Raw genomic sequence first — 20,421 nt, forward strand, 5'->3', positions numbered from 1 at the left:
ACCGGAACGCCGGGCCGCGCCACCGGAACGGGTGGTCGGCAAAACGTCAGGTGATCGGCAACCCGGGTTACCGATCACCTGACGTTCTACCGACCACCCGGTCGGCCAGCCGGCCAGCGGCTGCTACGGGGCCGGGTGGGCCCTGGCCAGCAGCTCGCCGTCGGCCGTCGTCGCGGCCAGGAGCCCCGATGCGGCGGCAACCAGCACCGACGCCAGCGGCATCGGCGTCGCTGACGTGTGCGCCATGTCGCCCGCCGCGAACACCCCTGGCACGCTCGTCCGGCCCATCGGGTCGACCTCGACGGCGCCCGACTCCTGCATCCGCAGACCGAGCTGCGCCGCGAACGGAGCACGCTGGGCGAACTCGGACGCCACGAAGACGCCGCCCACCTCAGCGGAGGGTCCCTCGGCGAACGACACGGTGGCACCGGTGGCGCTGCGGTTCAGCTCCTTGACGGGTTCCGGCCGGACGGCGACGCCCGCGTCGTCGAGCTGGGCGCGGATGCCCGGTTCGAGGTCCCCGCCGTCGGCCAGGACGGTGAGGCGGCTCGCGATGCGCTCCAGCAGGAACGCGACCCGGGCCACGTGCGGTCCGTTGCCGAGCACCGCGACGTGCTTGCCGCTCAGCTCGTGCCCGTGGCAGTACGGGCAGACGGCGGCGACGGTACCGAACAGCCCGTCGAGGCCGGGGATCGCGGGAAGGGTGTCCCGCAGACCCGTCGCGAGCAGCACCGTGCGGGTCGCGAGCGACTCGGGGCCGTCGGCGCCCGGCTCGGCGCCGAGCTCGACCCGGAACCCGTCGCCGTCCGGCACGACGGCGGTCGCGGCCGCCTCGCGCACCGTCACCGTCGAGTAGGCGGTCAGCTCGGCGCGGGCCGCGGCGCGGAACTCGGCCGGCGGTGTGCCGTCCCGCGTCACGAAGTTCTGCAGGTGCTCGGCGCGCGCGTTGCGGTACTCGCCGGAGTCGAGCAGGAGGACACGCCGGTGCATGCGGCCGAGCGTGAGAGCCGCCTGCAGCCCGGCCGGGCCACCGCCGATCACCACGGCGTCGTAGGGGCTGGTCGAGGGGTCTGGTGCGGACATCGCGGGGCTCCGGTTCCTGGGGCGTCGTGCGGTACTGCCTCAGGATCTGACTTCAGGTCAACCTGAAGTCAAGCCGCTGCGCCGGCCGTGTCCTTCGGGTGGTCGCGGGGGAGCAGCAGCGCGGTCACGGTCAGCAGGGCGGCGCACGCGGCGACGGACCAGAACACCAGGTGCATGGCCTGGGCCAGGCCCGGACCCTCGGGGACGCCGTTCGGGCCCACCGTGGTCGCGGCGTTCACCACGGCGCCGAGCGCGGCCACGCCGACGGCCTGCCCGATCGACCGGGCGAACATGTTGGTGGCGGTCACCGCCCCGCGCTCGCTCCAGCCCACGCTGTGCTGCGCGGCCAGCAGCGTCGGCACGGAGACCATGCCCATGCCCAGCCCGATCACGAACACCGCGGCGGAGACGTGCCAGAACTGGGAGCCGGTGCCCAGGCCGAGCGTGAGGAGCGAACCGGCCAGGACGGTCCCCGCCCCGATGGTGCCGGTCCAGCGAAAGCCGATCGACAGGTAGACCCGGCCCGACAGGGTCGACGCCAGCGGCCAGCCGACCATGAGGGAGGCCAGCGCGAACCCGGCCACGAGCGCCCCGGTGCTGAGCACGCCCTGCGCGTAGATGGGCACGTAGGTGGTCAGGCCCAGCGTGATGACGCCGATCATGAGCGACGCCGCCGTCGACGCCCCGACCACGCGGCGGCGCAGGAGCCGCAGGTCGAAGATCGGGTGCGCGCTCCTGCGGGCCGACACGGTGAACGCCGCGAGCAGCACCGCTGAGGCGACGAAGATCCCGATCGACTGCGGCGACGACCAGCCCCAGGCGGTGCCGCCCTCGAGCAGGCCCAGCACCAGGAGCGTGCTTCCACCGGTCAGCAGGACGGCGCCGCGGTAGTCGACCGGCTCGCGCATACCCTCGCGCCGTTTCTCGTGGAACCGGCGCCAGAGCACGACGGCGGCGACGGCGGCGACCGGCACGTTGACCCAGAAGATCCAGCGCCAGCTCACGAACTCGCTGAACACGCCGCCGAGGGTCGGGCCGAGCACGGACGACACGGCCCACACGCTCGCGAGGTACCCCTGGATCTTGGCGCGCTCCGCGATGGTGTAGATGTCGCTGGCGATGGTCATGGACATCGGCATGATCGCGCCGGCGCCCAGGCCCTGCAGCACCCGGAACCAGATGAGCGCCGGCATGCTCCAGGCGACGGCGCACAGCACCGAGCCGAGCAGGAAGAGTCCGATCCCCACCATCATCACGCGCTTGCGCCCGAACACGTCGGCCAGCCGCCCGTACAGGGGGACCGTGACCGCCTGGGCCAGCGTGTACGCGGAGAACAGCCACGGGACCTGCTCGAACGCACCGAGCTCTCGCGCGACGGTGGTCGACGCCGTGGCGAGGATCGTGACGTCGAGGGCGACGAGCGCCGTGGAGAGCATCAGCGCGCCGAGGACCGGGCCGCGGTCGCCGCGCAGGCCGAGCCGCACGTCGACGGCGGCGTCGGCGGGCTGCGCGGTCATGTCAGGATCCTTCGGGTGTGCTGCACGACACTTACAAAGTTGCCCGGGGCAGCGCCTATTCCCGTGCGGACGAACCGGTCGGGGCGTTGCCAGGGGTGCCGCCCGGCCAGCCCTCCGGGACGATGTCGCGCCCGCCGGCGGGCACCGAGTCGGCCAGCCGGCCGAGCGTCGCGAGAAACGTGTCGACGTCGGGGCCGTCGCCGATCGAGGCCCGCAGCGTGCTGTCGAACCCGATCGCGGCGGACCTGAGGTCATCGAAGAGCGCCCCGCCCGCCGCGGTGACCTCGATGCGCTGGACCCGGCGGTTCGAGGCCTCGCGCGTGCGCACCACCAGGCCCCGGTCCTCCATGCCGCGCAGGTGGTGGGTCAGCGTGGCCTCCCGGATGCCGACGGCGCGGGCCAGCTCGCGCTGGGTGGCCGGCGTGCCCTGGTGCAGGGCGAGCAGGATGTGCCAGACCTGCCAGCTGCCACCATGCTGGGCGAGCAGGGCGTCGAACGCGCGCATGACGCGCTGCACGGACTGCCACATCGAGACCGCGACCGGGACCGGCCCGGACCTGGCCGGTCCCGTCCCGCGGTCCGTGCCGCCGGGTTCGGTGCTGGACTGCCCACTTGGTCGCATGGTCGCAGAGTAGTTCGGTGGCCGCCGAAATGCATTGACGGCTAATCCTTAGATGCCTAACGTTGGCGCCGGAGGTTCCGATATCGACGTCGGAGGTTCCGATATCGACCTGGAGGCTTGAGATGGCTACCCACGAAGTGCTCGACGACACCCTGGCCCCGCTCGCGGCCGCGCTCGGCGACCGTCTGCTCACCCCCTCCGCCGCGGCGTTCGCCGAGACGGCGGCGGTGTTCATGGGCGGCCCTGAACGCACCCCGGTCGCGATCGCGCGGGTACGGGACACCGCCGAGGTGGCCGCCGTGCTCGCCGTCGCACGCGAGGCGGGTCTGCCCCTCGCGGTCCGCAGCGGCGGGCACAGCTACGTCCGGCACGGTCTGGCCGACGGCGGGCTCGTCCTGGACCTGCGCCTCATGGACGGCATCGAGATCGACGCGGCCGCCGGCGTCGGGCACGCGCAGGGCGGCGTCCTCGCCGGCGCCTACGTCACTGCCGCTGGCGAGCACGGCCTGGCCACCGGATTCGGCGACACCGGGAGCGTCGGCATCGCGGGCCTCGCGCTCGGCGGCGGTATCGGCTACCTCAGCCGGCTCGACGGCCTCACCCTCGACAGCCTGCTGGGCGCCGAGGTGGTCCTCGCCGACGGGACGGTGGTGGAGGCCAACCCCGACGAGCATCCCGACCTGTACTGGGCGCTGCGGGGCGGCGGCGGGAACCTCGGTGTCGTGACGCGGCTCGACCTGCGGCTGCGCGAGCTGCCAGTGGTCACGGGCGGCATGCTCGCGTGGGCCGCGGAACCGGGCACCCTCACCTCGATCCTGACGGCGCTCGCCGAGGCGCCGGCCGAGCTCTCGGCCATGGTCAACGTGATGATCGCCCCGCCGATGCCGATGATCCCGGCGGAGCTGCACGGCAAGGCGCTCGTCATGGCGCTGGTGTGCTTCGCGGGCCCGGCGGCGGAGGCGGAGGCGTCGCTCGCGCGGCTGCGAGCGCCCGGCGCGGTGCACGACAGCGTGCGCGAGATCGCGTATCCCGAGATGTTCGCGGGTCCTGGCGGGCCGGCCGGTGGGGGTACGGCCGCCGCGCGGACCGGGTTCCTCGGCGACGGCGTCTGGGCACCCTCCGATGCGTGGTCCGCTGCCGCGATCGAGGCGGTGTCCGGCGCGACGCACGGAGTGGCCGTGGTGAACCTCCGGCCCATGGGCGGCGCGATCGCCCGCACCGACGCGTCCGCTACGGCCTTCGCGCACCGGGACGCCGCCTGGATGGTCACCGTGCAGGGACTGGTGCCGAACCCGGACGCCGCGCCCGCCCTGCGCGAGTGGGTGGAGTCGGCGGCGGGCGAGCTCGGCGTCGGCGGCAGGGGCTACGTCAACTTCATGGGCACAGCCACGGAGCAGGACGTGCGCGACGCCTACCCCGAGGCGACACTCGCCCGGCTGCGCGAGGTGAAGCGGACGTACGACCCCGGCAACCTGTTCGCGTCGAACCACAACGTGGCGCCGTGACCTGCGTCCTCGTCGGGCGTGCTCCTTGCGGCTACCTGCCCGCTCTGGGTGCAAGGGTCATGCGCACGACGAGGACGCAGGTCACGGCGTAGCCGACTACCTGGAGCAGGCTCAGGGCTGTCAGGAGGCGCATTCCGACGGCGGCGTTCTCGACCGTACCGACGACGGCGGCGATGGCGACCGCGCCCAGCAGTGCTGCCGCGGCGATCCGGGTGCGGCGGTGCGGGTAGCTGAGGAGGGCCGCCGCCAGCAGGGGCCCGAGACCGGATACCAGGATCGGCAGCACGAGCTGGGGCACGAACGCCGGGTTCGAGGCGTACACCGTGACGCCGGGGCTGGTGAGCAGCCGTATTGCTGGGGCCGCGAGCACCAACGGCACCACCGCCAGCCAGCGCCACGCAATGCTGCCGACCCCCGGCCGTAGCACCCCGGTCCACGCGAGCGCGACCGACAGGCCGAGCGCGACGAAAGGCAGTCCTTCGCTCAGGGCGACCGTGTCACCTGCTGCTGCCCGGCTCACCAGCAGGGCAAGGCACAGGACCCCCGCAAGGACGGTTGCCGCGAGCAGCACGCTGCGCACCGCGAGAGTCGCCGCGCCGGCCGCGAGCACGAAGGCCGTCGGCAAGGACACGTCGACCAGCAGCCCGGTCAGCGACACCATGCCGCCGCCGCTGGGCTGAATCCCGGGGCCGTGCGCGAACATGCGCGGCACGTTCAGGGCGACGGTCAGTACCAGCACCATCAGGGCGGTGAGGGTCAACGTCCTGGTTCGGCCGGGCACGTGGGACCGGCCGGCTCCGCGCTCCTCGTCAGCTCCGATGTGCGACGACGGCCCGACGACGACCGCCGTGTCCGACATCGTGATGACCTCCGCGTCGGTCGCCGCAGCCGAGGCCCCGGGTGCTGCCTCGTCGGGTGCTGCCTCGTCGAGCGGGCCGGTGTTCTCGGGCCCGGGATGCGGCTCGGCGCCGTCCGCCACCGGCCGTGGCCGGGCGAGGATGCCAGCGACCGCGCACACGAGCGCCAGCCCCATCACGACGAGCTGGTACGGGAGTGGCTGCCGGCCCAGCACGAGGGAGGAGCCGTGCACAGCCAGGCCGGCGAGAACGATGAGCGCGGCCCCGGCGATCTGCGGCCCACGGTCGGGCAGGCAGACGAGGCCCGCCGCGAGGATCGTGAGCACGGCGGGTATACCCAGGGCGACGAAGAGGACCGGCAGCCACGCCACATCCCAGTAAGGGCCTGTTCCAGAGATCCGTCCCAGGACTGGGGCGAGCGCAACCAGGACGAGCGGCGCCCACGGCCGGCGTTCCGTGCGCGAGGTGATCCACCAGGCAAGGGCGAGCGTGACCAGGGCCAGGCCGAGCTGGGCCGGTCCGGACCAGAGGCGACCGGAACCGTCGGTGGTGGGCAGGCCGCCGCTCGCCGGCAGGCCCAGCCAGACCAGACCCACGAGATACAGCACGGTACCGACGCTCACCAGCAGCAGGAACATGCGCGAGCCTCGAGCCACCGCCGCGGCCGCGAGCACGAGCATGCTCACCGTCAGCATCGGAGCGACGAACGCCACCACCGCCCAGGTGTTGGTGTAGTACGCCGCGGAGAAGAGAGCTCCGGGAACGGCGAACAGCCCGGACACCGCCAGCAGCAGGGCTGCGACCAGGGTAAGGACGCTGGTGCGGCTGAGCGGCGCAGGTGGCGGGGGTGCTGCTTGTGCCGCGCGCGGGTCCGGCTCGGGAGTGTTCACGTGGAACACCCTGGCAGATGTCTCGTGGGGGCCGGGGTTTGAAATTCCGGCCCCCACTCACCACGCGCACCTGTACTCACCCCGGCGCCGCCTCGACGGCGCGCGCCGCCGACTTCAGTGTTACGGGACGGTGTAGCCCGCCGCGCGGAACATCTCGTACCACTCGGCGCGCGTCAGCGGCACGTCGGAACCGAGGGCCGCGCCCGCCACCCGCTCGGGGTTCGTGGTGCCGAGCACCACCTGCATCCGCGCGGGGTGGCGCGTGATCCAGGCGGTGGCGATCGCGATGGCCGGCACGTCGTACTGCGCTGCGAGCCGGTCGATGACGGCGTTCAGCTCCGGGTACTCCGGCGAGCCGAGGAACACGCCGCTGAAGAACCCGGCCTGGAACGGCGACCACGCCTGCACGGTGATGTCGTTCAGGCGGCAGTAGTCGAGCGTGCCGGAGTCGCGGCTGACCGACTGGTCCAGCGCCTGCATGTTCGCGGCCACACCCTGGGCCACGAGCGGGGCGTGGGTCACGGACAGCTGGAGCTGGTTGGCGACGATCGGCTGCGACACCGACCGGCGCAGCAGCTCGATCTGGCCCGGCGTGTGGTTGGAGACGCCGAAGGAGCGCACCTTGCCCGACGCCGACAGGTCGTCGAACGCGCGCGCCACCTCGTCCGGCTCCACGAGGGCGTCCGGGCGGTGGAGCAGCAGGATGTCGATGTAGTCGGTGTCGAGCGCGGCGAGCGAGCCGTCGACGGACTCGACGATGTGCTCGTACGAGAAGTCGAAGTACGGCCCGTCGCGCACGATGCCGGCCTTGGTCTGGAGCACGAGCTGCTCGCGCTCGGACGACGTCAGCCGCATGGCCTCGGCGAACCGCTTCTCGCAGCCGTGCGGGCCCGAGCCGTAGACGTCGGCGTGGTCGAAGAACGAGATGCCCGAGTCGGTGGCGGTCCGCACGAGGGTGCGCACCTCCTCGTCCGTCTTCTCCTGGATGCGCATCAGGCCCAGGACGACGTTCGGGGCGGTGAGCTCTGTCCCGGGGAGGGTGAAGGTCTTCATGAGGTCCTTTTCTGGTGGTCCTGCGCGGGTCTTCGCGTTCTCGTCGGGATGTCCGCGGTTCAGACGCCGGCCGCGCTGAGCCGCGCCACCTCGTCGTCGGTGAGCGTCAGGGTCGCCGCCTGCGCGGAGTCGTGGACGCTCTCCGGTCGCGACGCCCCGGGGATCGGCACGACGACAGGAGCGAGCGCGAGCTCCCATGCGAGCGTCACGCGGAACGGCGAGACCCCGTGCGCCTTCGCTACCTCGAGGAACGCCGCGTACTCCGCGCCGAGCTCACCCGAGCGCGCCAGGGCGATGCCACCGAGCGGGCTCCAGGGGAGGAACGCGATGCCCAGCTCAGCGCACAGCTCGAGCTCGGGCAGCGACGAGCGGAACCGCGGCGAGAACTGGTTCTGGACCGAGACGAGGCGCCCGCCCAGGATGTCGTTGGCCTCGCGGATCTGGTCGGGGCTCGCGTTCGAGATGCCGGCCATCTCGATGACGCCCTCGTCGAGCAGGTCCCGGATCGCACCCACCGAGTCGCCGTAGGGGACGTTCGGGTCGGGCCGGTGGAACTGGTACAGGCCGATGGCCTCGACGCCGAGCCGCTTGGCCGACGCCTTCGCGGCCTCCTTCAGGTACTCGGGCCGCCCGTCCTTGGTCCAGGAGCCGTCACCCGGACGCAGGTGCCCACCCTTGGTGGCGACGAGGACGCCGGAGGTGTCACCACCGTAGGAGTGCAGGGCCGAGGCGATGAGCTCCTCGTTGTGGCCCACCTCGTCCGCGTGCTGGTGGTAGGCGTCCGCGGTGTCGATGAGGGTGACGCCGGCGTCGAGGGCCGCGTGGATCGTGGCGATCGAGCGCTCGGTCTCGGGGCGTCCCTCGATGGACATCGGCATGCCGCCGAGGCCGATCGCGGAGACGGCCCGGCCGCCGATGGTGCGGTGCTGCATGAGTAACTCCTCGTGTCGCGACGGGTTCGAACCGAGACTAGGAACCGATAACCTAGAAGTCCAACAACTGCGAAAAATCATTCCTAGAACTGGTACTGATCAATGGAACTGCGTCAGATGGAGTACCTCGTCGCCCTCGCGGACGAGCGGCAGTTCACCCGGGCCGCCGAGATCACCGGCGTCTCCCAGTCCGGGCTGTCCGCGGCGATCCGCAACCTCGAGGTCGAGCTGGGCACCAAGCTGTTCACCCGGACCACGCGCAAGGTCCAGCCGACCGAGGCCGGCCTCGCGCTGCTGCCCTTCGCCCGCAGCATGCTCGCCTCGGCGACGGAGGCGCGCGACGCGGTGGTCCAGGTCTCCCGCGAGCTCGCGGGAACGCTGCGGGTCGGGTCGGAGCAGTGCCTCGGCTTCGTCGACGTCGGCTCCCTGCTCGAACGGTTCCACCGCCGCTACCCGCTGGTGGAGATCGCGTTCACGCAGGCCGGCTCGCACGAGCTGCTGGCAGGGTTGCGCGACGGCGTCCTCGACGCCGCGTTCGTCGCCACCACTCACCACGTCGGCGTGCTGCCGCGCATCGTCCTGGGGCAGGAGCCGGTGGTGCTCCTGTGCCCGCCGGAGCACCCGCTCGCCCTGCGCCTGGCCGTGGACCGGGACGAGCTCGGCGGGGAGAGCTTCATCGACTTCCACCCGTCCTGGGCGATCCGCCGGATGAACGACGACGCCTTCGGCGCGCACGGCGTGCACCGCCGCGTACGGTTCACCGTCAACGACGTGCACACGCTGCTCGACCTGGTCGACCGCCGGCTCGGCGTCGCACTCGTGCCGCGGCACGTCGCGGCCAAGCCGCAGGCCGCCCGGCTCGTGGCGGTGCCCGTCGCGCCGGACGGCGCCGGTGACTGGGTGGTCTCGGTGGTGACGGCCTCGGACCGCCAGGACTCCCCGTCCCCGCACCTGCTGGAGCTCCTGACCGACGCCCCCGTACCCGCGGGCTCGGCTGTCGCCGCTGACTGAGTCGGGACTCCGCGACAGTCCGCCTCGAGAACGACCTCGGGTACCGATTCGCGCTCGGATCGGTACCCGAAGTCATTCTCAGGACGGACCGCCGGAGGGCCTGGAGGTCCTCCACCTATCCTGGCCGCATGACGGCGGGTGATGGCGGTCCGGATGCTGGCACGACGGTGCGACGGTTCAGGCTCGAGGCGGGAGTCGTCGTGGGCCGGGCCGACGGCGAGGTGGTGCGGGCGCTCGGCATTCCGTACGCAGAGGCGGCACGGTTCGCCCCTCCTGTCCAGGTCACGCGGTCCGGAGAGCCGATCGACGCGCTCTGGCGCGCTCCTGCCGCGCCACAGCTGCCGCCCAAGCTGTTCGACCGGCTGATCGGCGGCGACGATCTCGGCACGGAGGAGAGCTGTCAGCGGTTGTCGGTCACCGCTCCGGCCGACCTCGGCGATGGCGAGCGCCTGCCGGTGCTGGTCTGGATCCATGGCGGTGGCAACGTCGCCGGCGCCGGGGACCTCGTCCACTACGACCCGCGCGCTCTGGTGGCCGAACAGCGGGTGGTGGTCGTTGCCGTCACCTATCGGCTCGGGATGCTCGGCTTCCTCGGCGACGGAGCCGACGTGCAGGCGAACCTCGGCCTGCTCGACCAGCTCGTGGCGCTGCGCTGGGTTCGTGACAACATCGCTGCCTTTGGTGGCGACCCCGATCTGGTCACCGTGTTCGGTCAGTCCTCGGGCGCGGACGCCATCGCGCACCTCATGATCAGCGACGGTGCCGAGGGCCTGTTCCGGCGGGCCGTCCTGCAGAGCGCTCCGCTGGGCGTCACCATGAACCGGGCAGCGATGACAGCGGCGATGCTGGAGGCGGTCGGGGTGCTGTCGCGGGGCGTCCCGGTCGGCGAGATCCTCGCGCTGCAGCCGGCCGCGGAGCGAGCCGCACGAGGGTTCGGGGCGGCGAGCCGAATGCCGTTCGGGGTGCAGGCCGGGTTCGCGCCCGTGCCGGACGCCGCCGACATGGACCGGGCGTGGCGAGAGGCAGCTCCGCGTGTCGATGTCCTGATCGGCTCCACGCTGGAGGAGACAGCGGTCATCGTGGCTCTCGTTCCGGCACTCGGGAGCTTGTTCCGGCTGCCCGTGGTCGGTGGGCTCGCACGGCGGCTGATCGTGACGCCGTCGACCCGCAGCATGTACGAGACACCTGCCCAGCACTTCGTCGCTCGGCACCGGGCCGCGGGCGGTCGTGCCCATCGGTACCGGATGACCTGGCGGCCGGAGAACAACGGCTACGGGGCCGCGCACCTCACCGACCTGCCGCTCCTGCTCGGTACGCGCGACGCCTGGGCAGGCGCGGCGCTGCTCGGGTCGGCCGACTGGGCCGATGTGGATCGCCGGGGTCGCGTCGTGCGCCAGGTCTGGGCCGAGTTCGCCCGTACCGGGGCGGTGCCAGATGTCCCGGCGAACGACACGATCGACTTTCCGCCCGACTGACATCACCAAAAACCTTCCACTGTAAGAATTTCTGAGTACGATCGGATGCGGTCGCGACGGGGCGGCCGACGAGACGTCAGGTCGAACGAAGGGGTTCCCCATGCCGGCAACATCCGTACAGCTCTACTCGGTCCAGGCTGCCGTCGCCGAAGACCTCGACGGCACCGCTGCCCGCCTGGCCGAGATCGGGCTCGAGCACGTCGAGCCGTACGACTTTCACGAGCGCGCCGAGGAGTACGGGCGCGCGTTCGCCGCGGCCGGCCTGACGGCGCCGTCCGGGCATGCGCCGGTGCTCGCCTCGGACAACCCTGAGGCGATCTTCGACGCGGCGGTCACGCTGGGCATGGCCACCGTCATCGACCCGTACGTACCGGCCGAGCACTGGCAGACGGCGGAGCAGGTGGCCGAGCTCGCGAAGCGCCTGAACCGGCTCTCGGCGCTGGCCACCGAGCGCGGCCTGGAGCTCGGATACCACAACCACCAATGGGAGCTGAGCACCCGCATCGAGGGCCGGCACGCGCTGGAGCTGTTCGCCGAGCACCTGGACCCCGCCGTGGTGCTGGAGATCGACACCTACTGGACCGGCGTCGGCGGCGCCGACACCCCGGCACTGCTCGCCGCGCTCGGCGATCGCGTGCGCCTCATCCACGTCAAGGACGGCACGCTCGACGGCGACGTCGACGCGCAGCGGCCGGCGGGCTCGGGCGAGGTCGACGTGCGGGCGATCCTGGCCGCCGCCCCGCAGGCGATCCGGGTGATCGAGTTCGACGCGTACGCGGGTGACGTGTTCGCGGGCATCGCGCAGTCGTTCGCCTGGCTGACGGAGAACGACCGATGAGCCGCGCGGCGGGCGTCGGCATCATCGGCGCGGGCAACATCTCGACCCAGTATCTGGCGAACCTGACCCGGTTCCCCGACGTCGAGGTCCGCTTCGTCGCCGACCTCGACCAGACGCGCGCCGCCGCGCAGGCCCAGGCGCACGGCGTCCAGGCGTCGGGCGGCGTGGACGAGCTGCTGGCCCGCGCGGACATCGACGTCGTCGTGAACCTCACGGTCCCCGCGGTGCACGCCGACGTCGGGCACCGCGTCCTGGCCGCGGGGAAGCACGTGTGGAGCGAGAAGCCCCTCGCCCTCGACCGGGCCGCGGCGTCGGCCCTGCTGGCCGACGCGGAGGCGCGCGGCCTGCGCGTCGCGTGCGCCCCGGACACGGTGCTGGGCGCCGGCATCCAGACCGCGCTCCGGGCGATCGCGCGCGGCGACATCGGGGAGCCGCTGACGGCGACCACGATGTTCCACGTGCCGGGCCCGGAATCGTGGCACCCCAGCCCTGACTTCCTGTTCGCGCTCGGCGGGGGCCCGCTGTTCGACATGGGCCCCTACTACGTGACCACGCTCGTGCACGTCTTCGGGTCCGCGACGCGGGTCCACGCGGTCGCCTCCACCTCCCGCCCGACCCGGACCATCGGCAGCGGTCCCCGGGTCGGCGAGGTGTTCGACGTGCTGGTCCCGACGCACCACGCCGCGCTGATCGAGTTCGGCCCCGGGCGTTCGGCGCAGTCGACGTTCTCGTTCCAGCACGCGCTGCACCGGGACGGGTTCGTGGAGATCAACGGCACCGAGGGCACGATCAGCCTGCCGGACCCCAACGAGTTCGGCGGGGACTCCACCCTGTGGCGGTACGGAGCCGAGGAGCCGACGACGCTCCCCGCGACCGGGCCCGACCTCGGCCGCGGCGCCGGGGTGGTCGACCTGGTGCGCTCGATCCGCGACGGCCGCACCGAGCGCGCGTCCGGGGCGGTCGCTGCGCACGTCCTGGACATCCTGCTCGCGGTCCGGGACGCGGCGGACGGCGGCAAGCCCGTCGAGATCGACTCCGCCGTCGGGCCGGTGGCGCCCCTGCCGGACGGCTGGGACCCCTTCCGCCAGGCGTGACCGCGGGTCAGCCGCGCTGTCCTGGCCCGGGCGTCCCCCCACCGGGCAGGAGCCGTTCCAGCAGCTCCAGCGAGCGGCGGACGTCGACGGCGTCGGGCGCCAGCAGCCACTGCAGCTGCAGGCCGTCCGACGCCGCCACGACCAGGGCCGCGGCGTCCTCCGGGTCGACGTCGGCGGCTATCGCGCCGGACCGCTGCCCGGTGCGGACCCGCTCGGCGAGATCCGCCCGCACGCGCCGGTACCGGGCCTGCACGAACTCGCGCGTCTCCGGGTGCTGCTGCTCCTGCAGGGCGTCGGTGGTGAGCGTCGCGTACAGCTCGACCAGCCCGGGGATCGAGCGGTTGCGCTCGGCGCTCCACTCCATCACCGCGACCGCGGAGACCGCCTCCGCCGCCGACCGCTCCCGCGCCTGCGCCTCATGAACCTGGGACTCGTGCGCCCGGTAGACCTCGACGAGCAGCTCGTCGCGGTTGGCGAAGTAGTAGCGCAGCGCGGCGTGCGAGACACCGATCGCCTCGCCGATCGCGCGCAGCGAGGCGCCCACGCCGCGCTCGGCGAACAGCTCCATGGCACGAAGGAGGATCTGCGCGCGCCGCTCCGGGCCCTTCCGGTACGACCGCCCGCGGGATCCCGCCTCGCTGTTCGCCATGGACGCCATGGTACGAAGCCGGTCGGAATGCACCGGCCCGTGCCGAGGTTGCCGACCCTATGAGCACCTTCGGTATCATCGGATCAGGGAACATCGGCAGCCAGGTCGCGCGCCTCGCCATCGCGCAGGGCAACGACGTGGTGATCGCGAACTCGCGTGGCCCCGAGACGCTCGCGGACCTCGTCGCGGAGCTGGGCCCGCGGGCCCGGGCGGCGACGGCCGAGGAGGCGGCGGCCGCGGCCGACGTCGCGCTCGTCGCGGTGCCGCTCAAGGCCTACCGCGACGTCCCGGTCGAGCCCCTGGCAGGGAAGATCGTGCTCGACGCGAACAACTACTACTGGGAGCGCGACGGCCGCATCGAGGCGCTCGACCGGGGCGAGGCGACGACGTCCGGCCTGCTGCAGGAGCACCTGCCCACCTCCAAGGTCGTCAAGGCGTTCAACCACATCACCGCCCCGACCATCACCACGGACGGGAGCCCGGCGGGCACGAAGGACCGCAGGGCCCTCGCGACGGCGAGCGACCACCCGGAGGCGGTCGACCTCGTCACCCGGTTCTACGACGAGGCAGGCTTCGACACCGTCGACGTCGGACCGCTCAGCGAGTCCTGGCGCGTCGAGCGGGACCGGCCGGCCTACGTCGTGCGCCAGAACGCCGAGGAGCTCGAGGCGAACCTGGCCAAGGCACCGCGCATCGTCTGATCCGCGCTGAACCCGCCTCGCGGTTCGGTTACTGTCGTGCGATGCCGAGCACGCACCGCGACGATCCCTGGTCGAGCGTCGCCGACGACTGGGGCCGCTACTGGGGCGGCTTCGCGCGGCCCGTGTGGGAGCCGCTGCTGACCACCGCGGCGATCGGGTCCGGCACCCGGGTGCTCGACGTCGGCTGCGGCACCGGCGAGCTGCTCGAGCACCTCCAGGAACGAGGGGCCCGGCCCGCCGGCGTCGACCCGGCGTCCCGGATGGCCGAGCTCGCGCGGGCGCGCGCGATCGGCTCGGACGTGCGGCTCGGTGACTTCGAGCAGCTCCCGTTCGACGACGGCGCCTTCGACGCGCTGCTCGCCGTGAACGCCTTGCAGCTCACTGAGGACCAGGAGCGTGCCCTCGCCGAGGCCGCGCGCGTCCTGGTGCCTGGCGGGACCATCGGCCTCGCCGGCTGGGCCGAGCGCGGGCGGAACGACCTGGACGTGATCAACAGCGCGCTCGCCGCGGCCGACGAGGAGGAGCCGCCGGACGACGGTCCGCTGCGGGTCGAGGGCGGTCTCACCGACCTGCTGCGGGGCGCCGGCTGGGACGTGCTCGACGGCGGCGTCGTGCCCGTCCCCTGGACCGCGCGGCACGACACGGACCTGGTGCGCGGGATCCTCTTCGGTGAGGACTCGTCGACGATCGCCGACCTGGCCCCGGTCGTGGTCGCCGCAGCGGCCCCGTTCCGCGGCCCGGACGGCACCTACCGGCTCGTGAACGCCTTCCGCTGGGCGGTGGCGCGGTCGTGGCGATGAACGCGACCGGACGCGTGCCCGTGGTGACGCTCACCGGGCATCTCGGCGCCGGCAAGACCACGCTGCTGAACCACCTGCTGCAGCAGCCGGGCGCGCGGGTCGGTGTGATCGTCAACGACTTCGGCGACGTCAACGTCGACGCGGGCCTGGTCACCGGCCAGATCGACGAGCCGGCGTCCATCGCCGGCGGCTGCCTGTGCTGCCTGCCCGACGCCGGCGGGCTCGACGACGCCCTCGAGAAGCTCACCCACCCCCGGCTGGGCCTGGACGTCGTCCTCGTCGAGGCCAGCGGCATCGCAGACCCCCTGACGCTGTCCCGCATGATCCGGTTCAGCGGCGTCGAGCGGGTGCGGCCAGGGGGAGTGGTCGACGTCGTCGACGCCGTCGAGCACTTCGGCACCGTCGACGACGGGGGCGATGTGCCCGCGCGGTACGCGGTGACGTCGCTCGTCGTCGTCAACAAGACCGACCGCCTGCCCGCCGGCGAGGCAGAGCGGACGCTCGAGCGCATCGAGGCCAGGGTCCACGAGCGCAACCCCGCCGCCCAGGTGGTGCGCACCTCGTACGGGCGTGTGGACCCGGCCCTGGTCTACGACGCGGCGTCCGCCGAGGACCCGCCCGACCAGCTCCCGCTCGCCGCACTGCTCCGCGACGGTCGCGAGCACGACCACGAGCATGCCGACGCCGTCACGGTCACCGCGACCGGCCCGGTCGGCCCCGGGCGCCTGATCGACCTGCTCGAGCAGCCGCCGGCGGGCGCGTACCGGATGAAGGGGCGGGTCGCCGTCGACACCGGCCGCAGCCTGCGCGGCTACGTCGTGAACGTCGTGGGCCGCTCGGTGCACGTGGCCAGCCGGCGGGTCGACGGCGACGGCGCGGGCGAGCTCGTGGCGATCGGCATGCACCTCGACGTCGCGCACGTCCGCGAACGGCTGGCGCACGCGCTGGCGCCGTCCGCCGGGTCGGATGCCCGGGGCTTCGCCCGGCTCCAGCGCTACCGGCGGCTCAGCGACTGAGCGGCCCGGCCGTAGGGTGAGGTCACGTGAGCACGACGCCGACGGACCCCGACCTGCCCATGCTGCGCGTACCCGGGATGCGGGCGCTGTTCTGGATGTCGCTGTTCGGCTTCGCCGGCTACGCGCTCCTGCTCCCGACGGCGCCTCTCTGGGCCACGCGCGGCGGCGCGGACGAGGGTGGAGCGGGCCTGGTCAACGCCGTGCTGATGCTCGCGACCGTCGCCGTCCAGACCACGGTGCCGTGGTCGTTGCGCCGGTGGGGGTGGCGCGCCACGCTCATCACCGGGGTGCTCCTGCTCGGCCTGCCCTCGTTCGCGCTCATGCTCACCGACCAGCTCGCCGGGATCCTGGCCGTGTCCGCCGTCCGCGGCGCGGGGTTCGCGATCCTCACCGTGTGCGGTGCGAGCGCCGTCGCCTCGCTGGTCGACGCCACCCGGCGCGGGCGCGCGATCGGCGTCTACGGGCTCGCCGTCGCCGCCCCGCAGCTGTTCCTCGTGCCGAGTGCCGCCTGGATCGCCGAGTCGATCGACTTCCGCGTGGTCTTCGTGCTCGGTGCGGCTCCGGCGCTCGCTGTGCCCTTCGCCGCAGCCCTGGGCCGACGCCTCGACGACATAGCCTCGGGTGGCCTCGACACCGGTGACGAGGCCCGGCCCGGACGCGGCAGGATGCTCCTGGCCCTCGCGCTGCCCTCGCTGGTGCTGCTCGCGGTGACCACGCCCGGAGGTGCCCTGCTCACGTTCGCCCCGCAGTTCCGGCACGGCTCGACGGTCGCGGTGCTCGGCCTGCTCGGGTTCACCGCTGCGGCTGCGCTGTCGCGCTGGCTCGTCGGCGGGCCGGCCGACCGCTTCGGGCCGAGCCGGTTCATCCCGCCCCTCCTCGTGCTCTGCGCCGCCGGCCTCGCGCTGTGTGCCTGGTCGCTCACCGAGGCCGGCCCCGGCCCGGCGGTGCTGGTGGCGGGCATGACGGTCGTGGGCGTGGCCTACGGCAGCCTGCAGAACCTGACGCTGGTCACGGCGTTCGCCGCGGTGCCCGACCGGGACCGGAGCATCGCGAGCGCGGTCTGGAACATCGGGTTCGACACCGGCACGGGCCTCGGCTCGCTCGTCGTCGGCTTCATCGCGGCCGGTGCGGGGTTCCCCGTGGGCCTGCTCACGACCGCCGGGCTGTGCCTGGCGGTCGCGGTGGCGGCCCTGGTGGGGGGAGCCGGCCGGCGAGCCACCCCGGAGTGAGTGACTTCGGTCGGATGGGATGAGATCGGTCAGTCAACCGACCGATCTCATCCCGTCCGACCGAACTCATCCCGCCGGCATGACAACTCATCGGGCCGCACTCGAGCTCGGCCGGCGCCTCCGCGCGTCGGCTGCTTGACGGGTGCTCCGGGCTGGTGCCACACTGACGACCATCACCGGAAACGTTTCCAGTCAGTGCTCATCCAGAAACTGGAAACGTTTCCAGAACAGAACCAGTTCCACCGGAACAACAGCTCACGACGAAGTGGAGTGACAGTGTCGTCATCACGCGCCACCCTGATGCAGGTGGCGGAGCGCGCCGGGGTCTCGCTCGCGTCGACCTCTCGGGCGCTGCACGGCACGGGAGCGAGCCAGGCCATGGTGGATCGCGTCCGTACGGCGGCCGCCGAGCTGGGCTACAGCCCCGACGTGATCGGCCGGTCGCTGCGCATGAAGCGGACCTTCCAGATCGCCTTCGCCGTCGCCGACATCGGCAACCCTGTCTATGTCGAGATGCTCACCGCCATCCACGAGGTGCTCGCGCCCCACGGCTACCGGGTGGTCGTCATGTCGACCGGCCCCACGGTCGGCACCACGGTGGACCTGGTCCGCAGCCTCGGCAGCGGGTTCGTCGACGGGCTGATCGTGAGCCCCCTGCGCACCGACGACGCCCTCGTGGAAGCCATCCGGCAGGCACCGGTCCCCGTCGTCGTGATCGGCCGCTCGCTCGAGAACATCGACTCCGTCTCCACCGACTCCGCGGCCGGCCTCGGCCAGGCGGTCGCCCACCTCGTGGAGATCGGCCGACGCCGGATCGGGTTCGTCAACGGCCCGCTCGACACCACGCCGGGCGCCGCACGCCAGCGCGGGTTCGACGCCGCGACCAGCGCGACCACGTTCGCCGGCGACCACACGGAGACCGAGCGGGCCGACGACTTCACCGTCGCCGCAGGGCTCGCCGCCGCGCGCCGCCTCCTCGCGCGCGACCCGGAGGTCGGCCCCTTCGACGCCGTCGTCGCCGCCAACGACCTGCTCGCCATCGGCGTCATCCGGGCCGCGGGGGAGCTGGGCCTGTCCGTGCCCCGCGACCTCGCCGTGACCGGGATGGACGACACCGAGATCGGCCGCGTCTTCCAGCCCAGCCTCACCAGCGTCTCGCTCGGGTCGGCCGACCGTGGCCGCGCAGCCGCACAGCTCGTGCTGGACCGGGTCGGCGACGTCGTCGAGCCCGCCCAGCAGATCGCCATCGGCCCGCACCTCGTCGTGCGCGAGTCCACCGCCCCACCGCGCGCCGCCGACGTCGCCGGCCCGCCCGCTTCGAAGGAGAAGAGCGCACGATGACCGTCCTCGCCTCACGCCGGCCGCCGGCGCCCCGACCAGGACGCCGCCGCGGTCCGACCGGCCTGGACCGGGCCCGGCGCCGCGAGGCAGCGGCGCTGGTGATGCCGTCCCTGCTGCCGATCCTGGTGCTTTCCGTGGCGCCGCTCCTCATGGGCGTGCTCCTGGCGTTCACCGACGCCGAGCTCGTCCGCCGCCCCGACTACCAGTTCGTCGGCATCGACAACTTCACGCGGCTGATGGGCAACTCGTTCTTCTGGGACTCGTTCCGCATCGGCATGACGTGGGCCATCTCCGTGACGCTCCTCCAGCTGATCGCGGCACTGGGTCTGGCGCAGCTGCTCAACTCCGGTCTGCGCCTGCAGTCGCTCACCCGGGTGCTCGCCCTCATCCCGTGGGCGATGCCGCCCGTCGTCGTGGCGATCATGTGGAAGATGATCTACTCGCCCAACGCCGGACCGCTCAACGCGTTCCTCGGCTCGCTGGGCCTGCCGGACGACATCAACTGGCTCGCCGACTTCTCCACCGCGCTGCCCGCCGTCATCGTCGTCGGCGTCTGGGTCGGTATGCCGCAGACCACCGTGACGCTGCTGGCCGGGCTGCAGCAGATCCCGGCCGAGCTGCACGAGGCCGCCGCGATCGACGGCGCCGGGGCGTGGCGCCGGTTCACGGCCGTGACGCTGCCGAGCCTGCGGCCGATCATCACTTCGATCACGTCGCTGAACTTCATCTGGAACTTCAACTCCTTCTCCCTGGTCTACGTGCTGACCGAGGGCGGGCCAGGGGGCCGCACCATGCTGCCGATGCTGTTCACCTACCTGGAGGCGTTCAAGAACCGCAACATCGGGTACGCCGCCGCGATGGGCGTCGTGCTCGTCGTCGTGGTGGTCCTGCTCCTGGCGGTCTACCTGCGGTCGCAGTTCCGCGACGACCGCTTCGAGACGAAAAGAAAGGAGGGCTGAGTGATGCGCGTCTTTGCCCAGCAGCTGGTCCGCCCCGCCCAGTACGTGGCGCTGGCCGGTTACATCGTCTTCCTCGGCTTCCCGCTGCTGTGGCTCATCTCGGCGTCGGTCAAGTCGTCCGCCGAGCTCAACTCGCTCGTGGTGAACCTGCTGCCGCAGGAGTGGCACTGGGCGAACTACTCCGAGGCGCTGGCCCGCCAGGGCCTCGTCAGCTCCGCCGGGAACAGCGCCCTGGTGGCGCTCGCCTCCACGGCGCTCGTCATCCTCATCGCCCTGCCCGCCTCCTACGTGCTGGCACGGCTCAAGGGCGCGATCCGCGTGGCAGGCGTCGGCTGGATCCTGGTGAGCCAGGTGTTCCCGGTGATCCTCATCATCCTGCCGCTGTTCCTCATCCTGCGGACCATCGGGCTGACGGACAGCCTCGTCGGCCTCACCCTGGTGCACACCACCTACACGATGCCGTTCGCGCTCTGGATGCTCCAGGGCTACGTGGCAGCCATCCCCGTGGACCTCGAGGAGGCTGGGGCGATGGACGGCGGCAACCGCCTGGTCGTGCTGCGCCGGATCGTCTTCCCGCTGCTGGCCCCCGGCGTCGTCGCGACGGCGATGTTCAGCTTCGTGTCCTCCTGGAACGAGTTCTTCTTCGCGCTCGTGCTGCTCCAGTCGCCCGAGAACTACACCCTGCCCATCACGCTGTCGACGTTCATCGGCGGCGAGGGCAAGGTCGCGCTCGGACCCCTCGCCGCGGGCTCGGTGCTCGCCGCGATCCCCAGCATCGTCTTCTTCTCGATCATGCAGAAGAAGCTCACCGGCGGCCTCATGGCCGGGGCGGTCAAGGGATGACCGCCC

The 20,421-nt window shown here is 72.5% G+C and carries 19 protein-coding genes; 12 read left to right on the forward strand and 7 right to left on the reverse strand.

The window, feature by feature from the left end:
- Positions 1-123: 123 nt before the first annotated feature.
- The 3 genes from AB0F40_RS07005 to AB0F40_RS07015 form a co-directional block, all read right to left on the reverse strand.
- Positions 124-1,083, reverse strand: a complete 960-nt coding sequence (locus AB0F40_RS07005) for an NAD(P)/FAD-dependent oxidoreductase (protein WP_357465403.1) — start codon at positions 1,081-1,083, stop codon at positions 124-126.
- Between the two features lie 68 nt (positions 1,084-1,151).
- Complete coding sequence (locus tag AB0F40_RS07010) at positions 1,152-2,600, reverse strand: MDR family MFS transporter (RefSeq protein WP_357465404.1); 1,449 nt, start codon at positions 2,598-2,600, stop codon at positions 1,152-1,154.
- A 55-nt stretch (positions 2,601-2,655) separates the two neighbouring features.
- Positions 2,656-3,222 carry a MarR family winged helix-turn-helix transcriptional regulator gene (locus AB0F40_RS07015; RefSeq protein WP_357465405.1) on the reverse strand — a complete coding sequence of 189 codons (567 nt, stop codon included), beginning with the start codon at positions 3,220-3,222 and terminating at the stop codon, positions 2,656-2,658.
- 122 nt (positions 3,223-3,344) lie between these two features.
- On the opposite strand from AB0F40_RS07015, the gene AB0F40_RS07020 reads away from it, so the two are divergent.
- A complete protein-coding gene (locus AB0F40_RS07020; RefSeq protein WP_357465406.1) occupies positions 3,345-4,727 on the forward strand; it encodes an FAD-binding oxidoreductase in 1,383 nt (460 codons plus the stop codon).
- Positions 4,728-4,758: 31 nt separating this feature from the next.
- Here the strand turns inward: AB0F40_RS07020 and AB0F40_RS07025 are convergent, their stop codons facing one another.
- From AB0F40_RS07025 to AB0F40_RS07035, 3 genes are all read right to left on the reverse strand, one after another.
- Positions 4,759-6,474, reverse strand: a complete 1,716-nt coding sequence (locus tag AB0F40_RS07025) for a hypothetical protein (protein ID WP_357465407.1) — start codon at positions 6,472-6,474, stop codon at positions 4,759-4,761.
- A 120-nt stretch (positions 6,475-6,594) separates the two neighbouring features.
- Complete coding sequence (locus tag AB0F40_RS07030; RefSeq protein WP_357465408.1) at positions 6,595-7,527, reverse strand: aldo/keto reductase; 933 nt, start codon at positions 7,525-7,527, stop codon at positions 6,595-6,597.
- Between the two features lie 59 nt (positions 7,528-7,586).
- Positions 7,587-8,459 carry an aldo/keto reductase gene (locus AB0F40_RS07035; RefSeq protein ID WP_357465409.1) on the reverse strand — a complete coding sequence of 291 codons (873 nt, stop codon included), beginning with the start codon at positions 8,457-8,459 and terminating at the stop codon, positions 7,587-7,589.
- 102 nt (positions 8,460-8,561) lie between these two features.
- Here AB0F40_RS07035 and AB0F40_RS07040 point away from each other — a divergent pair, with 102 nt between their 5' ends.
- The 4 genes from AB0F40_RS07040 to AB0F40_RS07055 all read left to right on the forward strand — a co-directional run bounded on the left by AB0F40_RS07040 (position 8,562) and on the right by AB0F40_RS07055 (position 12,877).
- Positions 8,562-9,470, forward strand: coding sequence for a LysR family transcriptional regulator (locus AB0F40_RS07040; protein ID WP_357465410.1), 909 nt, complete (start codon positions 8,562-8,564; stop codon positions 9,468-9,470).
- Positions 9,471-9,598: 128 nt separating this feature from the next.
- Positions 9,599-10,945, forward strand: a complete 1,347-nt coding sequence (locus tag AB0F40_RS07045) for a carboxylesterase family protein (protein ID WP_357465411.1) — start codon at positions 9,599-9,601, stop codon at positions 10,943-10,945.
- 100 nt (positions 10,946-11,045) lie between these two features.
- Positions 11,046-11,783, forward strand: coding sequence for a sugar phosphate isomerase/epimerase (locus tag AB0F40_RS07050; RefSeq protein WP_357465412.1), 738 nt, complete (start codon positions 11,046-11,048; stop codon positions 11,781-11,783).
- Positions 11,780-12,877, forward strand: coding sequence for a Gfo/Idh/MocA family oxidoreductase (locus AB0F40_RS07055; protein WP_357465413.1), 1,098 nt, complete (start codon positions 11,780-11,782; stop codon positions 12,875-12,877). The genes AB0F40_RS07050 and AB0F40_RS07055 overlap by 4 nt, the downstream gene beginning before the upstream one ends.
- A 7-nt stretch (positions 12,878-12,884) precedes the next feature.
- Here AB0F40_RS07055 and AB0F40_RS07060 read toward each other — a convergent pair whose 3' ends face one another.
- Positions 12,885-13,526 carry a TetR/AcrR family transcriptional regulator gene (locus AB0F40_RS07060; protein ID WP_357465414.1) on the reverse strand — a complete coding sequence of 214 codons (642 nt, stop codon included), beginning with the start codon at positions 13,524-13,526 and terminating at the stop codon, positions 12,885-12,887.
- 59 nt (positions 13,527-13,585) lie between these two features.
- Here AB0F40_RS07060 and AB0F40_RS07065 point away from each other — a divergent pair, with 59 nt between their 5' ends.
- From AB0F40_RS07065 to AB0F40_RS07095, 7 genes are all read left to right on the forward strand, one after another.
- Complete coding sequence (locus AB0F40_RS07065) at positions 13,586-14,227, forward strand: NAD(P)-binding domain-containing protein (protein WP_357465415.1); 642 nt, start codon at positions 13,586-13,588, stop codon at positions 14,225-14,227.
- A gap of 41 nt (positions 14,228-14,268) precedes the next feature.
- Positions 14,269-15,027, forward strand: coding sequence for a class I SAM-dependent methyltransferase (locus AB0F40_RS07070; RefSeq protein ID WP_357465416.1), 759 nt, complete (start codon positions 14,269-14,271; stop codon positions 15,025-15,027).
- Entirely contained in the window at positions 15,024-16,043 is a 1,020-nt protein-coding gene (locus AB0F40_RS07075; RefSeq protein ID WP_357465417.1) for a GTP-binding protein, read from the forward strand. The genes AB0F40_RS07070 and AB0F40_RS07075 overlap by 4 nt, the downstream gene beginning before the upstream one ends.
- A gap of 26 nt (positions 16,044-16,069) precedes the next feature.
- On the forward strand, positions 16,070-17,272 hold the full coding sequence (locus AB0F40_RS07080) for an MFS transporter (protein WP_357465418.1): 1,203 nt from the start codon (positions 16,070-16,072) through the stop codon (positions 17,270-17,272).
- Between the two features lie 276 nt (positions 17,273-17,548).
- On the forward strand, positions 17,549-18,613 hold the full coding sequence (locus tag AB0F40_RS07085; protein ID WP_357465419.1) for a LacI family DNA-binding transcriptional regulator: 1,065 nt from the start codon (positions 17,549-17,551) through the stop codon (positions 18,611-18,613).
- Positions 18,610-19,572 (forward strand): sugar ABC transporter permease, encoded by a 963-nt coding sequence (locus tag AB0F40_RS07090; RefSeq protein WP_357465420.1) that lies wholly within the window; start codon positions 18,610-18,612, stop codon positions 19,570-19,572. Before AB0F40_RS07085 ends, AB0F40_RS07090 begins: the two co-directional genes overlap by 4 nt.
- A gap of 3 nt (positions 19,573-19,575) precedes the next feature.
- Positions 19,576-20,415 (forward strand): carbohydrate ABC transporter permease, encoded by an 840-nt coding sequence (locus AB0F40_RS07095; RefSeq protein WP_357465495.1) that lies wholly within the window; start codon positions 19,576-19,578, stop codon positions 20,413-20,415.
- Positions 20,416-20,421: the final 6 nt, after the last annotated feature.

This window comes from Promicromonospora sp. NPDC023987, assembly GCF_040639055.1.
Classification (GTDB): Bacteria; Actinomycetota; Actinomycetes; order Actinomycetales; family Cellulomonadaceae; genus Promicromonospora.